The following is a 14,176-nucleotide window of genomic DNA, read 5'->3' on the forward strand; positions in this document are numbered from 1 at the left end:
GTTGTCTGCGTGAAGCACGTGCCCGACGCCACGGCGGACCGCACCTTCACCGAGGAAGGGGAGACCGACCGCGAGTCGGTCGACTCCCTGCTGTCCGAACTGGACGAGTACGCCGTCGAGCAGGCCCTGCGGATCGCCGAGTCGGGCGTCGACGCCGAGATCAGCTACCTCACCGTCGGCCCCGACGACGCGAAGGACGCCCTGCGCAAGGCGCTCGCCATGGGCGGCGACTCGGCGACGCATGTGAGTGACGAGGACATCGAGGGGAGCGACGCCTTCGGCACCTCACTCGTACTGGCCAGGGCGATCGAACGGCACGGCTTCGACCTCGTCCTGTGCGGGATGGCCTCGACGGACGGCACCATGGGCGTCGTACCGGCACTGCTGGCCGAACGGCTCGGAGTCCCGGCCGTCACCCACGTCGAGGAACTGACGGTCGAGGACGGCACGGTCACCGGCCGTCGCGAGGGCGATTCCGCGACCGTCCGGGTCCGGGGCACACTTCCCGCCGTCGTGTCGGTGACCGACCGTTCCGGCGACGCCCGCTACCCCTCCTTCAAGGGGATCATGGCCGCGAAGAAGAAGCCCCTGGAGACCCTCGACCTCGCCAACCTCGGCATCGACGCCGGGCAGGTGGGGCGGACCGGTGCGCGGTCCGCCGTGGACACCGCCACCAGGCGCCCACCGCGCTCCAAGGGGGAGATCGTCGCCGACGACGGTGTGGGCGGCGCCGGGCTGGCCGCGTTCCTCACAGCCAGGAAGTTCGCCTGACCACCCACCGCACAGCACCGTGCGGCCCCGCCCTGCCCCGCCCCGGAACCGTTCCAACAGGAGGAGTGCATCACCGTGGCCGAGATCCTCGTACTCGTCGATCACACCGACGGCGTCGTACGCAAGCCGACCCTCGAACTACTCACCCTGGCACGCCGGTTGGGCGAGCCGTCGGCCGTCTTCCTCGGGCGGGACGCGGACTCCGCGACCGAGGCGCTCGGCCGGTACGGCGCGCACAAGGTCTACGTCGTGGACGCCCCCGAGGTCGACGAACTCCTTGTCACTCCGGCCGTGGACGCGCTCACCCAGATCGCCGAGAACACCGGCCCTGCGGCGATCCTGCTGCCCTCGAACCCGGATGGCAAGGAGACCGCCGCACGGGTCGCACTCCGCCTGGAGTCGGGGCTGATCACGGACGCCGTCGACATCGTCGTCGGCGGGAACGGCCCGGTGACCGAGCAGTCCGCGTTCGCGGCGACGTACCAGGTGACGGCCCATGTCACACGGGGCATCCCGGTGATCACGGTCAAGCCGAACGCCGCGGCCCCCGAACCTGCCCCCGTCACACCCGAAATAGAGAAGTGGGACGTCACCTTCGGTCCCGCCTCCGCCGCTGCCAAGGTCCTGTCCCGCTCGCCGCGGGAGCGCGGCGACCGGCCCGAGCTGACCGAGGCCGACGTCGTGGTCTCCGGCGGCCGGGGCGTGAACGGTGCCGAGAACTTCGCGGTCATCGAGCGCGTCGCCGACACCCTGGGCGCGGCCGTCGGGGCGTCCCGCGCCGCCGTGGACGCGGGCTGGTATCCGCACAGCCACCAGGTCGGCCAGACGGGCACCCAGGTCTCCCCGCAGCTCTATCTCGCCGCCGGCATCTCGGGAGCGATCCAGCACCGCGCGGGGATGCAGACCTCCAAGACCATCGTCGCGGTCAACAAGGACCAGGACGCCCCCATCTTCGAGCTGGCCGACTACGGCGTCGTGGGCGACCTCTTCCAGGTGCTCCCGCAACTGGTGGAGGAGATCGAGCGGCGCCGAAGCTGATCTCCACCCCTTCCGGCCTTCCACCCGGAGGCCGATACGATTAAAATCGCTAACTGATTACATCCATTGACCCGAAGGAGCGCCATGACGAAGATCTGGGTCAACTCGGGGGACTCCCACGTGATGGAACCCGACGACCTCTGGATCCGGGCGCTGCCGCCGCGCCTCGCCGACCGCGCGCCGCGCAGCGAACGCGGCGACAAGTACGAGGTGCTCTACATCGACGGAGAGCGCATCGACCGCCAGCTGAACGACTTCATGGACGCCATGCGGCCACCGGGCGCCAGGGACCTCGACGTCCGGCTCAAGGACCTCGACCAGGAGGGCGTCTGGGGCCAACTCGCCTTTCCCTCCATGGGGTTCTGGCTGTGCTCGATCACCGAGCGGGAGCTGGCCCGGGAGACCGTCCGGGCCTGGAACGACTGGGCGCACTCCGAGGTCCTCGGGAAGCAGAAGCGCATCATCACCCCCGCCTGCGTCTCGACGACCAACATCGAGGACGCGGTCGCCGAGGTCGAGCGGGTCGCGGAGATGGGCTTCCAGTCGGTCTTCCTGCCGTGCTCCACCCGGCCCGGTGAGGAGTACGCCCTCGATCTGTGGGAGCCGCTGTGGACCGCGGCCGAGCGGGCCGGTGTCGTACTCGGCTTCCACATCGGCACGGGCGGCGAGAACGTCGTCTTCCGCGGACCCGGCGGCGCCGTCGTCAACTACATGGAGACGACCTACCCGGGCATGCGCGTGGTCTCGCACATGGTCGCGGGCGGCGCCCTGGACCGTCACCCCGACCTCAAAATCCTCATCGCGGAGGGCGGCGCCGGCTGGGTGCCGGCCATCGGCGACCGGATGGACGAGGCCTACCGCCAGCACGGCATGTTCGTACGGCCGAAGCTGAGCCGGCTGCCCAGCGAGATCATCAGGCAGCAGGTGTACGCCTCCTTCCAGCACGACAAGAGCTCGGTGGAGATCGTCGAGTCGACGGGCTACCGCAATGTGATGTGGGGCGACGACTACCCCCATCTGGAAGGCACGTACGGGCACACGCAGTCCACGCTGCACGAGCTGTTCGACGGCGTGTCCGACGAGATCCGCGAGCGCGTCACGCGCGGCACCTTCAACGAACTGTTCCGTCTGCCCGAGCAGACTCCCCAGGAGGCGGCCGTCTGAGCGGCGTCGGCGACGCGAGGACTCCGGACGAAACCGTGACCACTCCCCCGGATCCCGCGGACCTGGGACAGCCCGCGTATCCCGATGACCTGGAACAGCCCGGACTCGTCAGGACCGGGCGGTCGACCTTCGTCCGGCCCATCCGGCCGGAGGACGCCGACCGCCTGGTCGCCTTCGTCGGCGGCCTGTCGCGGGCGACCCTGGCCTACCGCTCGCTCGGCCCGGTGATCCGGGCGCGCGACGACGTGATCCGGCGCGGCGCGTACGTGGACTACCTCAACGAGCTGGCGCTCGTCGCGCTGGCAGGCGACGAGATCGCGGGCCTGGTGCGCTACGTCCGTGACACCGAGGACCCGGACCACGCCGAGGTCACCTTCACCATCCGGGACGACGACCAGAGCGAGGGCTTCGGCAGACTGCTGCTGGAGCACATCGCCGCTGCCGCCCGCGCCCGGGGCATCCGGGTCCTCAAGGCCGACGTCCTCGCCGACAACACCCGAATGATCAACGTGTTCCTCGGCTCCGGCTACCGGGTCGAGTCCGGGCCGCCCGGCCAGATCGTCCACTTCGACATCGCCGTCGACCCGCAGGCCCAGGCGGTCGCCCGGGCCGAACGTCGCGAACACACGGCGGTACGACGCTCCCTGCGCCCCCTGCTCGAACCCCGGTCGGTCGCGGTGATCGGCGCCAACCGGCGCCCCCTGACGATCGGCCACGAGATCGTGGCCAACCTGCTGCGCGGCGGTTTCCGCGGCAGCGTGTTCCCCGTCAATCCGCGGGCCGGGCAGGTCGCGGGAGCCCGGGCGTATCCGAGCGTCCGGGAGCTGCCCGAGCCGCCGGATCTGGCACTGATCGCCGTACGGGCCGAGGCGGTGCCCGATGTCGTACGGGAGTGTGCCGAGGCCGGCGTCAAAGCGGTGGTCGTAGTCTCCACCGGCTTCGGTGAGACCGGTGCGGCCGGGCGGTCGACCGAGCTGGAGCTGGCCCGGTACGCCCGCGCCTCCGGGATGCGACTGGTGGGCCCGAACTGCATGGGCGTGGTCAACACGACGCCCGCGGCGAGGCTGGCCGCGACCTTCTCGCCCGCCCTGCCCACGCCCGGCCGGGTGGCGATGTCCAGCCAGTCCGGGCCACTGGGGCTCGCGGTGCTCGACTTCGCCCGGCGGCTGCGACTGGGCTTCTCCGGGTTCGTATCGGTGGGCCATGCCGTGGACGTGTCCACCAACGACCTGCTCCAGTGGTGGGAGGAGGACCCCGAGACCTCGGTGATCCTGCTCCACGTCGAGACCTTCGGCAATCCACGCCGGTTCGCCCGAATCGCCCGCCGGGTCGCGCCGCGCAAACCGATCATCGCGGTCCACCCGGGCCACGCGCACGCGACGGGTCAGTTGGACTCGGAAGTTCGAGGAGCCCCGGGACATCGAGGAGTCCCGGCAGGTCGAGGCGATTCGGGACGTCGAGGGGATTCGGCGGGGCATGCGGATCCGGCAGGTCCGTCGGACTCGGCGGTGAGTTCGCTGTTCGCCCAGTCCGGCGTGATCCGTACGCGCAGCCTTCAGGAGCTGTTCGACGCAGCACTGCTGCTCGCCCACCAGCCTCCCCCGCCCGGCAACAGGGTCGCCGTGATCACCAACGCGGGCGGCCCCGCGGCACTGACCGTCGGCGCATGCGTGGCGAGCGGCCTGCGCGTGCCCCCGCTCGGCGAGCGCACCCGGGAGACGCTCCGCGCGGCCCTCGGCCCCGGGGCGGAGGTCGCCAACCCGGCCGACCTCACGCCCATGGCGACGGCCGCGCACTACCGGCGGGCACTCGACGCCGTACTGGCCGACGACGAGATCGACGCCGCCATCGTCCTGTTCATGCCCCCGCTGGCGGACAAGCCCGACGAGGTGGCCGCTGCGATTCTCGACGCGGCCGAGGCCGCGCCCTCGAAGCCGGTGGTGGCGAGCTTCCTGGGCGGCGCGGGCGTCGCCGACCTCCTCCACCGCGGTGAACTCGTCGTCCCCACCTACGCGTTCCCCGAGTCGGCGGCGGCCTCGCTCGGGCACGCGGCGGCCTATCAGGCGTGGCGGAGTACGCCCGCGGGAGTCATCCCTGATCTCGCCGGAGTCGACACCGACCGTGCCAGGTCGCTGGTGGCCGGATGCGCTCCAGGACCCGTACCGGCGCGTACCGCCGCCCAGTTGCTGGACTCGTACGGGATCGCGGTACGGGACACCGAACCAGGCTCGGGGCCGGACGCGTTCCTGTCCGTCGGCGCCGACCCGGTGTTCGGCCCAGTGGTGGCCTTCGGCCTCACCGGGGACTACGCCGATCTGATGGCGGACGTCGCCCACCGGGTGACCCCGCTCAGCGACCGCGACGCCCGGGAGATGGTCCGCTCGCTGCGCGCGGCTCCGCTGCTGGACGGCAGGGTGGGCGGGCCGGGCGTGGACCTCGCGGCGCTGGAGGAGACCGTCCTGCGGATCTCCGCGATGGTCGAGGACCTGCCCGAGATCGAGGCGATGGAGCTGCGTCCGATACGGCTGCTGCCGCCCGGGGACGGGGTCGCCGTCACCCACGCGACGATCCGGCTCGCTGACGAAACAAGGAAAGGTGGCCCCTCGTGAGGGTTGGCATCTACTTCGACATGCGCAATCCCCCGCCCTGGCGGCAGAGTTGGTCCCGGGTCTACGGATTCGCCCTGGAGATGTGCGAGGAGGCGGACCGGCTCGGCATCGACTCGGTCTGGTTCTCCGAACACCACGGCTTCGAGGACGGATACCTCCCGCAGCCGCTCACCATGGCGGCCGCGGCGGCGGCCCGCACACGGCGGATCCGCCTCGGTACCGCGGTCATCCCCGCACCGCTGCACGCGGCCCCCGAGATCGCCGAACAGGCCGCGCTCGTGGACATCATCAGCGACGGCCGCCTGGACCTCGGGCTCGGCACGGGCTATCGCGTGCCCGAATACCGGCTGTACGACGCCGACCTGACCAAGCGCTACTCCACGACCGACCAACGGGTGCGGGAGATCCGTGGCCTGTGGGCCGAGTCCCTGGTCACCCCCGGACCGGTCCAGGACCCGCTGCCGATCTGGCTCGGCTACCAGGGCCCGCAGGGCGCTCGCCGGGCGGGCCGGCTGGGCACCGGGCTGCTGTCGCTCAACCCCGCGCTGCTGGAGCCGTACCGGGAAGGGCTCGCCGAGAGCGGCCACGACGTGTCGGCGGGCCGGATGCAGGGTTCGTTCACCACGTTCGTCACCGAGGACCCGGAGGCCGACTGGCCGGTCGTCCGCAAGCATCTCTCCTACCAGTGGGACAGCTACCGCCGGTACATGGTGGAGGGGACCGACCAGCCCGCCCCCCGTCCGATCAACCCCGAGAAGTGGCGCGAGACGGGGCTGAGCGCGACCGGCGTCGGTCAGTTCCTGTACGGCACACCGCAGGAGACCGCCGATGCCATCAAGGCGTACGTGGCCGGTCTGCCGGTCGAAGGGGTCTTCCTGTGGGCTTCGCTGGCCGGGATGCCCGAGGAGATGGTCGCCCGCCAGGTCCAGCTCATCGCCGGGAAGCTGCGACCGCTGCTTGCCGATGTCTGACACGAGGAGTTCCACCATGCCGACGACGGGAACCGGAAAGACCGGCGCGACGACGCCGAACGGGCACTGGGCGGAATCCGGTCTGCCCGAGCCGCCCCGGACTGCCGGGGGCGTGACCCTCTGCGGCGGATGCCGCGTCCTCGGTTCCTGCAGGCTCGGCGTGGAGCGCGAACGGCTCGACGAGGACGGCGTGGCGAGGTTCGAGCTGCGCTGTCCTCGTTCCCACGAAGGCGGGCCCGATGTCGCGCACGGCGGCTGGACGGCGGCCGTCCTGGACGACTGCCTCGGCCATCTCCCGTTGCTGCACGGCGTGATGAGCGTGACGGCCGAGCTGACGGTGAGCTTCGTGAAGCCGGTACCGGTGGAACGGCCGCTGGAGCTGCGGGTGTGGGCGGACCGGAGGGAGGGCTCACGCTGGTACATCGCGGGCGAGTTGACTCTGCCGACCGGCGGAGCCGTACTGGCCCGCGCCTCCGGAATCTGGGTGACACGCGACCACAGCCACTACGTGCGGCACGCACAGTGGCTGGCCGGACAGGGCGGGGACGCAGAGGAGCGGTGAGAAGCCGCCGGCAGGGCATGCCGCGGACCGGTGAGACCGGCAGGCCCTGCCGAGGACGGCAGGGACGGTCGGGTCAGTAGGACCGCAGCCCCATGCTGCGGGCGATCCCGTTGCGCTGGATCTGGCTGGTCCCGCCGGAGATGGTGGCGACGATCGACTCGCGGTAGCGGAAGCTCATCACGCTCTCGGTCGAGAACCCGTGCCCCGCGCAGACCTGCATTCCGAGCCGGGCGGCCGCCACGTACGTCTCCGAACCCTTCAACTTCGCCATCGAGCCCTCACGGGTGCACGGCCGACCCTGCGCGAGCAGCCAGGCGGCGCGGTACGCGAGCAGCCGGGCGGAATCGATCTCGGTCTGCAGATCGGCCATGGCATGGGCGAGGGCCTGGAAGTTGCCGATCGGGCGGCCGAAGGCGTGCCGGGTGCGCGCGTACTCCAGCATCTCGTCCAGCGTGGCCTGTGCGGCGCCCAGGTACCCCCCGCTGATGATCACTTTCTCCAGTTCGATGTTGGAGAGCATGACCTTCCAGCCCTCGTCGCGCGGCCCGACGAGGTTCTCCTTCGGCACCAGGGCGTCGTTGAAGAAGACCTCGTTGGTGCCCAGGATGTGTCGGGCCAGCGTGGGTGTGCGGCGTACTTCGACGCCGTCGGTCGCGGGGTCGACGAGCAGCAGGCTGATGCCGCCGTGCTTGGGTTCGCGGGGTCCCGTCCGCACATAGGTCGCGATGGTCGTGTCGGGCAGCCCGCCGCCGGTGCACCATGCCTTCTGGCCGCGCACGCGGAAGTGGTCGCCGTGGTCCTCCGCGGTGGTGCGCAGCGCGGCGGCGTCGGAGCCGCTGTCCGGCTCGCTGAGGCCGACGGCGAGCCGGTGGCGTCCGGTCATGACCTGCTCGCGGATGAAGTCGCGCTGCGCCTCGTTGCCCCAGCGGAACACGGTGATTCCCGGGATGAGTACGCCTATGTAGCACATGGCGACGTCGAAACTGGCCCGCCCGAGTTCCTCCGCGATCAGGACGAGTTCGAGCGGTCCCCCGCCGTCACCGCCCTCCTCCTCGCTGAACGGCAGCGAGAACCATCCGAGTTCGGTCATGCCCCGGAACAGCTCGGGCGGTACGACGCCCTCCTCGTCCCACTGCTTCGCCTTCTCGGCCGGGCACACGTCGGCGACGAACTGCCGTGCCGTCGCGCGCAACATGTCCTGCTCGTCGGTCAGCCCGAAGTCCACGGCCACTCCTCGCCACCACTAGCCTATTCATCTATCTAATTATTCTATGTTAGCGGATAGAGGAGAGGACGGGTACTCACAGATGAGGGCTGTGCGACTCCTGAATGTCCTAGCGCCGAGGGCTGACGCCGCCGCCGTCGCGACGAGGCAGACGATCATCCCGAGGGCCAGCGCGACGAGCGTGCTGTCGCCGGTGTCGTCGGAGCCGGCGGAGTTGAGGTGCTGGTAGATGAGCACGACGGGGACGGCACAGGCCGCACCGACGAGCGGCAGCGTCCCGAGCATGACCCAAGGGCCTTTGCCCGTGTTCTCCTGCGGCGCCGCGTCGGGGCGCCGCAGGAGCAGCGCCCGCGCGATGGCCGGGCCGTCGGCCGTGTACCCGTCGATCCTGATCCTGGCCCCATCGGTGAACCGGACCACACAGCGGAAGTGCCGGCCGAGATGCCGGGCAAGGCGCTCGATCGGTACCTGGGCTGGTTCCTCGTCCGCCGTGTCCGGATTGGCATGCAGGACGGCGACCTCGTCCCAGGTCCAGCTTCGCGTACCCCCTGACGCGTGGCGCGCGAGGCCGTTCTCGTACAGCCGGTAGACCTCACTCCTGCCGCTCCGAACCGCGCGGGTCAGCTGTATCGCGGCGACAGGGAGGCCGGCGATGGTGGGGATCACCGCGAGGCCGAGGAGCTGCCCCAGGACGAAGTCCGGGTTGGCGATCAGGAAGACCATGAGGAGCACGCCACCAAGGGCGAAGGCCAGCGCCTTGAGTCCCGTGCTCAGGTACCTTCCGCCGGCCACCGGATGGATGCTGAGCAGACGGCCGAGTCGATCGTCGACCTGTTCCGGCGTGGACACCGTGATCCCCTCCAACCCGGGACCGGTCCCGGAACCTACGCGGCCGCGACCACCGAACCCTCGGGACAGCGGGACAGCTGCTCAGAAACTCCACCCTCCGCCCGGAAGGATCGCGGGCATGGCATTACTCGCGAACCAGGCCCGCACCGTGTACACCGACACCGTGAACCCGGGGGCACGAGCACAGCCCCGCACATCACGACGGTCATGTCCGGGCCGTGAAAGTAAGGTAAGCCTAACGTCGGGATAGTGTTCCCGGTGCAACTACTCGCCGGACGCACGCACGTTGGGAGTCGGCCTTGCCGCACACGATCGATACCGCCGGGAACGGGCCGGACACGGTGACCGAGGAGGGCTGGGTCGAGCTGGGGTCGAGCGCCGAGTTGCGTGAACTGCTGGGCGAGCCCTGGCCCGTGGTGATCGAGAAGGTTCACGACCAACTCACCGACAAGGACCGGGACATAGTGGCCCGCTCGCCCTTCTGCCTGCTGGCCACCTCGGACGCGCGCGGCAACTGCGACGTCTCTCCGCGCGGGGACGCCCCGGGTTTCACGCACGTCATCGACTCCGGCACCCTCGCCCTGCCCGACCGGCCGGGCAACCGGCGCGGCGACAGCTTCCACAACATCCTCGACAACCCGCACGCCGGCCTGCTGTATCTGATACCCGGCAGCAAGGAGGTCCTGCGGGTCAACGGCCGGGCCCGCATCCTCACCGACGCCCCGTTCTTCGATGCCATGAAGCTGGACGACCAGCGCCCCACGCTGGCCCTGGTCCTGGAGATCGACGAGATCTATCTGCACTGCCCGCAGTCCCTGCGCCGCTCGGGAGTGTGGAATCCGGAGTCCTGGCAGACCGGCTGAACCGGTTCCTGGGCACCCCTGTAAAGGTGAATTTAGGTTAGGCTAACCTTCGCCATGTGAGATCTGGTGAAGAAGCAGCCGACGCCCCGCGTCTGCGCGGTCATGAACTGTCGGCCACGGGTGTGACCGTGTCGTACGACGGCGTCGACGTCGTACACGACGCCGCGGTCGCGCTCCGGCCCGGCGAGGTGACCGTGCTGGTCGGCCCCAACGGCAGCGGCAAGTCGACGCTCCTGCGGACGATCGCCCGGTTGCAGCGGGGCCGCCACGCCACGCTCAGGATCGACGGCGACACCGACGGCCTCGCCCTGAGTGCCCGTGAGTTCTCGCGCCACGTCGCCCTGCTGACCCAGGGCCGCCCCACGCCCAGCGGACTGACCGTGCGGGACGTCGTCGAGTTCGGCCGCTACCCGTACCGGGGCCGCTTCGGCCGGCCCGATCCGGACGCGTCGGCCGCGGTCGACCGTGCGCTCGCGCTGACCGGTGTGACGGACCTCGCCGAGCGGGGCGCCGACCACCTGTCCGGCGGTCAGTTGCAGCGGGTGTGGCTCGCCGGTTGCCTCGCCCAGGAAACCGGTGTGCTGCTGCTCGACGAGCCGACCACCTATCTCGACCTGCGCTACCAGATCGAACTCCTCGACCTCATCCGCGACCTGGCGGACGACCACGGAATCGCGGTCGGCGTCGTCCTGCACGACCTCGACCAGGCTGCGGCCATCGCCGACCGGATCGCGCTGCTCGAAGCGGGCCGGATCGTCGCCGACGGTCTGCCCGAGGACGTCCTCACCCCGGAACGCCTGACCGCCGTCTACGGCATCCGGATCGACGTCGACACAGACCCCCTGACCGGCCGACTGCGCACCCGCCCGATCGGCCGCCATCACACGCGAAACACTCGAACCGAAAGGCTCGGCACCACCTCATGAGACGCCTCCTGCTCACCGCGGCCGCCACGACCGCCGCGGCACTCACCCTTGCCGCCTGCGGCACGACCGAGCCTGCCGCGGACAAGTCCGAGAAGAAGACGTCCGAGGCCATCAGCCTCACCGACGGCACCGGCGCGAAGCTCAAGCTCGACGGCCCGGCCACCAAGGTCGTCGCCACCGAGTGGAACGAGGTCGAGAGCCTCATCACGCTCGGCGTCGACCCCGTCGGCGTCGCCGACGTCAAGGGCTACAAGACCTGGGACACGGCCGTCCCGCTCAAGAACGAGCCGAAGGACATCGGCACGCGCGGCGAGCCGAGCATGGACACCGTCGCCTCCCTCTCCCCCGACCTCATCGTGGCCTCCTCCGACCTGCCGCCCGCGGCCGTGAAGCAGCTGCGCAAGATCGCCCCGGTGCTGGGCATCAAGTCCGCCGACGCCTCCGACCAGGTCGGGCAGATGCTGGAGAACCTCGACCTCATCGCCAAGGCCACCGGCACCACCGACAAGGCCGAGACGGCCCGTGCGAACTTCGAGGCCAAGGTCGCCGAGGGCAAGAAAGCCCTGGCCGACGCCGATCTCGCCGGCACGGACTTCGCCTTCGCCGACGGCTACGTCACCTCCAACCAGGTCTCCCTGCGCCCGTACACCAGCGGCTCGCTCATCGGAGCCGTCAACGAGCAGATCGGCCTGAAGAACGCCTGGAAGATCAAGGGCGACGCGGCCTACGGCCTCGGGACCACCGACGTCGAAGGCCTCACCGCCCTGCCCAAGGACGTCCAGTTCGCCTACATAGGCAACGACGACGACAAGGGCAGCACGCCCTTCACCGGCGCGCTGGCGAAGAACGCCGTATGGAAGTCCCTGCCGTTCGTGAAGGCCGGCAACGTGCACCGACTGCCCGACGGCATCTGGATGTTCGGCGGTCCCGAGTCGATGGAGGCATACATCGACGCCGTCGTCGACGCGCTGACGAAGTAGACGATCCGGAAAGAAGCAGACGAGGCAGACGAAGCAACAGAGCCATGGCCGTCACCGCAACAACCCCTGCCACCCGTCCGTCGACGGCCGCGTCCCGGACGGGCGCGGCCGCGGTGACGGCCGGGCTCGTCCTCCTGGTCGCCGCCTTCGCCGTCGTCGACATCACCCAGGGCACCGCCGCCGTCGGACCGGGCGAGGTGTTCAAGGCCCTGACCGGGCAGGCCGATCCGTCCGACGCGTCCGTCGTGATCGCCTCCCGTCTGCCGCGGATGACCGCCGGCATCCTGGTCGGCGTCATCCTCGGCGTGGCGGGCGCCGTACTGCAGGCCGTCAGCCGCAACGTGCTCGCCGCTCCCGACACCCTTGCGGTGAACGCCGGTTCATACCTGGCGCTCGGGCTCGTCGGCGCCACCGGCGTCTCCCTCCCGCTGCTCGCCTCCTCCGGGGTCGCCTTCGTCGGCGGGCTCCTGGCCGCGGCCGTCGTGCTCGCCCTGTCCGGCCTCGGCACGGGCACCGTACGGCTGGTCCTCGCCGGCACCGCGCTGGCACTGGGCCTGACCTCCGTGACCGAAGGCCTGCTCCTGCTGTTCCCCGAGCAGACCGAGGGCCTCTACCAGTGGAATCAGGGCAGCATCAGCCAGAACGGCTTCGACGGCGTCCTGCAGATGCTGCCCGTCGCCCTGATCGGACTCGTCGGCCTGCTGCTGACAGCCCGCAGGGTCGACGCCCTCGCCCTCGGTGACGACGCCGCGCGCGGGCTGGGCGTCCCGGTCCGCGCCACGCGCGTCACCGTGGTCGTGCTGGCGACGCTGCTGTCCGCGGCCGCCGTCACGCTCGCCGGGCCCATCGGCTTCGTCGGGCTGTGCGCACCGGCTCTGGTGCGTCCGCTCGCCCGCCGGTTCCGGGGCTTCGTCCGCACCCGTGCGGTCCTGCCCGTGGCCGGAGTGGTCGGCGCGGGGCTGGTCCTCGGGTCGGACGTGCTGCTGCGGGCCCTCGTGCCCTCGGACACGGCCGTCGCCGTGCCCACCGGCGTCGTCACCAGCCTCATCGGCGCGGTGTTCCTGGTGGTGATGGCCCTGCGGCTGCGGGACACGGCCGGATCCGAGGCACCGGACCGGTTGCGCATCCCCAGCCGGACGGCGTTCCTGGCCACGCTGGCCGCCCTCGTGGCCGTGGTCGTCGGCGTCACGATCGCCGGCGCGCTGCTGGGCGACAGCAAGCTCCTGCTCGGCGATGTCGTGAACTGGGCGCAGGGGCGGGCCGGCCAGGCCGTTTCCTTCGTCCTGGACACCCGGATGCCCCGGGTGTTCGCGGCCCTGTGCGCGGGTGCGGCACTCGCCCTGGCAGGCACGCTGGTGCAGGCCGTGACCCGTAACCCGCTCGCGGAGCCGGGAGTCCTGGGCGTGTCCGGCGGAGCCGCGCTGGGCGCCGTACTCCTTGTCACCACCGTGCCTGTCGCAGGCACCTGGGGTGTCGCGGGGGCCGCGTTCGTGGGCGCCGCGGTTACCTCCGTCATCGTCTTCGGGCTCGCCGCCCGGGGCGGCTACCAGCAGAACCGGCTGGTCCTCGTCGGCATCGGCATGGCCGCCGGTACGACGGCACTGGTCAGCCTGCTCATCGTGCTCACCGATCCGTTCAACGCCACGAAGGCGCTGACCTGGCTGTCCGGTTCGACGTACGGCCGGACCATGCCGGACGTCCTGCCCGTCGCGCTCGTGCTGGTGCTGGGTCTTGTCGTCGCGGTCGCCCGGCGCACCGAGCTGGACCTCATCTCCCTGGACGCGGACACCCCTCGCCTCCTCGGCCTGCGGCTGTCCCCGGCCAGGCTCGGCTTCCTGGTGGTGAGCGTCCTGCTCAGCGCGACCGCCGTGGCCTCGGCCGGCACCATCGGTTTCGTGGGCCTCGTGGCACCGCACGCGGCACGTGCCCTCGTGGGCCGGCGGCACGTACGGGTGGTGCCGGTCGCCGTCCTCCTCGGCGCCGCACTCGTCTGCACGGCCGACCTCCTCGGCCGCACGGTCATCGCCCCCGCCCAGCTGGGCGCCGGCCTGATGACCGCGGTCATCGGCACGCCGTACTTCCTGTATCTGCTGGTACGAAGCCGGCGATAACCCCGCGGGACCGCGTCCTCGCCGTGTCCGGTGCGGTGGGTGGGGCTGGGCACCGTCCGGGCCTGCGTGAAAGGCTCACTCCGGGTGGCGCAGGACGATCACGTGCG

12 protein-coding genes are annotated in these 14,176 nt (G+C 70.8%); 10 read left to right on the top strand and 2 right to left on the bottom strand.

The window, feature by feature from the left end:
- Positions 1-9: 9 nt before the first annotated feature.
- The 6 genes from OG718_RS08190 to OG718_RS08215 all read left to right on the top strand — a co-directional run bounded on the left by OG718_RS08190 (position 10) and on the right by OG718_RS08215 (position 7,115).
- Positions 10-771 carry an electron transfer flavoprotein subunit beta/FixA family protein gene (locus OG718_RS08190; RefSeq protein WP_328847708.1) on the top strand — a complete coding sequence of 254 codons (762 nt, stop codon included), beginning with the start codon at positions 10-12 and terminating at the stop codon, positions 769-771.
- A 75-nt stretch (positions 772-846) separates the two neighbouring features.
- Entirely contained in the window at positions 847-1,809 is a 963-nt protein-coding gene (locus OG718_RS08195) for an electron transfer flavoprotein subunit alpha/FixB family protein (protein WP_328843770.1), read from the top strand.
- Positions 1,810-1,893: 84 nt separating this feature from the next.
- Positions 1,894-2,973 (top strand): amidohydrolase family protein, encoded by a 1,080-nt coding sequence (locus OG718_RS08200; protein ID WP_143641682.1) that lies wholly within the window; start codon positions 1,894-1,896, stop codon positions 2,971-2,973.
- Positions 2,974-3,008: 35 nt separating this feature from the next.
- A complete protein-coding gene (locus OG718_RS08205; protein WP_328843771.1) occupies positions 3,009-5,582 on the top strand; it encodes a bifunctional acetate--CoA ligase family protein/GNAT family N-acetyltransferase in 2,574 nt (857 codons plus the stop codon).
- Positions 5,579-6,553, top strand: a complete 975-nt coding sequence (locus tag OG718_RS08210; RefSeq protein ID WP_143641681.1) for an LLM class flavin-dependent oxidoreductase — start codon at positions 5,579-5,581, stop codon at positions 6,551-6,553. Before OG718_RS08205 ends, OG718_RS08210 begins: the two co-directional genes overlap by 4 nt.
- A gap of 16 nt (positions 6,554-6,569) precedes the next feature.
- Positions 6,570-7,115 (top strand): PaaI family thioesterase, encoded by a 546-nt coding sequence (locus OG718_RS08215; RefSeq protein WP_143641680.1) that lies wholly within the window; start codon positions 6,570-6,572, stop codon positions 7,113-7,115.
- Positions 7,116-7,188: 73 nt separating this feature from the next.
- Here OG718_RS08215 and OG718_RS08220 read toward each other — a convergent pair whose 3' ends face one another.
- Both OG718_RS08220 and OG718_RS08225 read right to left on the bottom strand, forming a co-directional pair.
- Positions 7,189-8,340, bottom strand: coding sequence for an acyl-CoA dehydrogenase family protein (locus OG718_RS08220; protein WP_143641679.1), 1,152 nt, complete (start codon positions 8,338-8,340; stop codon positions 7,189-7,191).
- Between the two features lie 39 nt (positions 8,341-8,379).
- A complete protein-coding gene (locus OG718_RS08225) occupies positions 8,380-9,189 on the bottom strand; it encodes a hypothetical protein (RefSeq protein ID WP_143641678.1) in 810 nt (269 codons plus the stop codon).
- Positions 9,190-9,488: 299 nt separating this feature from the next.
- Between OG718_RS08225 and OG718_RS08230 the strand changes: the two genes are divergently transcribed.
- Genes OG718_RS08230 through OG718_RS08245 form a run of 4 tightly spaced genes read left to right on the top strand, consistent with a single transcriptional unit; the run spans position 9,489 to position 14,069 of the window.
- Positions 9,489-10,052: an MSMEG_1061 family FMN-dependent PPOX-type flavoprotein gene (locus OG718_RS08230; protein ID WP_143641677.1), complete on the top strand. Its 564-nt coding sequence runs from the start codon at positions 9,489-9,491 to the stop codon at positions 10,050-10,052.
- A gap of 56 nt (positions 10,053-10,108) precedes the next feature.
- The gene (locus OG718_RS08235; protein WP_328843772.1) at positions 10,109-10,978 is read left to right on the top strand and encodes an ABC transporter ATP-binding protein; all 870 of its coding nucleotides are present in this window, start codon (positions 10,109-10,111) and stop codon (positions 10,976-10,978) included.
- Positions 10,975-11,958 carry an iron-siderophore ABC transporter substrate-binding protein gene (locus OG718_RS08240; protein ID WP_143641675.1) on the top strand — a complete coding sequence of 328 codons (984 nt, stop codon included), beginning with the start codon at positions 10,975-10,977 and terminating at the stop codon, positions 11,956-11,958. The genes OG718_RS08235 and OG718_RS08240 overlap by 4 nt, the downstream gene beginning before the upstream one ends.
- Positions 11,959-12,002: 44 nt before the next feature.
- Positions 12,003-14,069 (top strand): iron ABC transporter permease, encoded by a 2,067-nt coding sequence (locus tag OG718_RS08245; RefSeq protein ID WP_143641674.1) that lies wholly within the window; start codon positions 12,003-12,005, stop codon positions 14,067-14,069.
- Positions 14,070-14,176: the final 107 nt, after the last annotated feature.

The sequence above is a fragment of the Streptomyces sp. NBC_00258 genome, assembly GCF_036182465.1.
In the GTDB taxonomy this organism is placed as follows: domain Bacteria; phylum Actinomycetota; class Actinomycetes; order Streptomycetales; family Streptomycetaceae; genus Streptomyces.

Coding starts and splice junctions, on each gene's coding strand:
- OG718_RS08215 (WP_143641680.1), top strand. CDS start 6,570: ATGCCGACGACGGGAACCGGAAAGACCGGCGCGACGACGCCGAACGGG.
- OG718_RS08200 (WP_143641682.1), top strand. CDS start 1,894: ATGACGAAGATCTGGGTCAACTCGGGGGACTCCCACGTGATGGAACCC.
- OG718_RS08240 (WP_143641675.1), top strand. CDS start 10,975: ATGAGACGCCTCCTGCTCACCGCGGCCGCCACGACCGCCGCGGCACTC.
- OG718_RS08245 (WP_143641674.1), top strand. CDS start 12,003: ATGGCCGTCACCGCAACAACCCCTGCCACCCGTCCGTCGACGGCCGCG.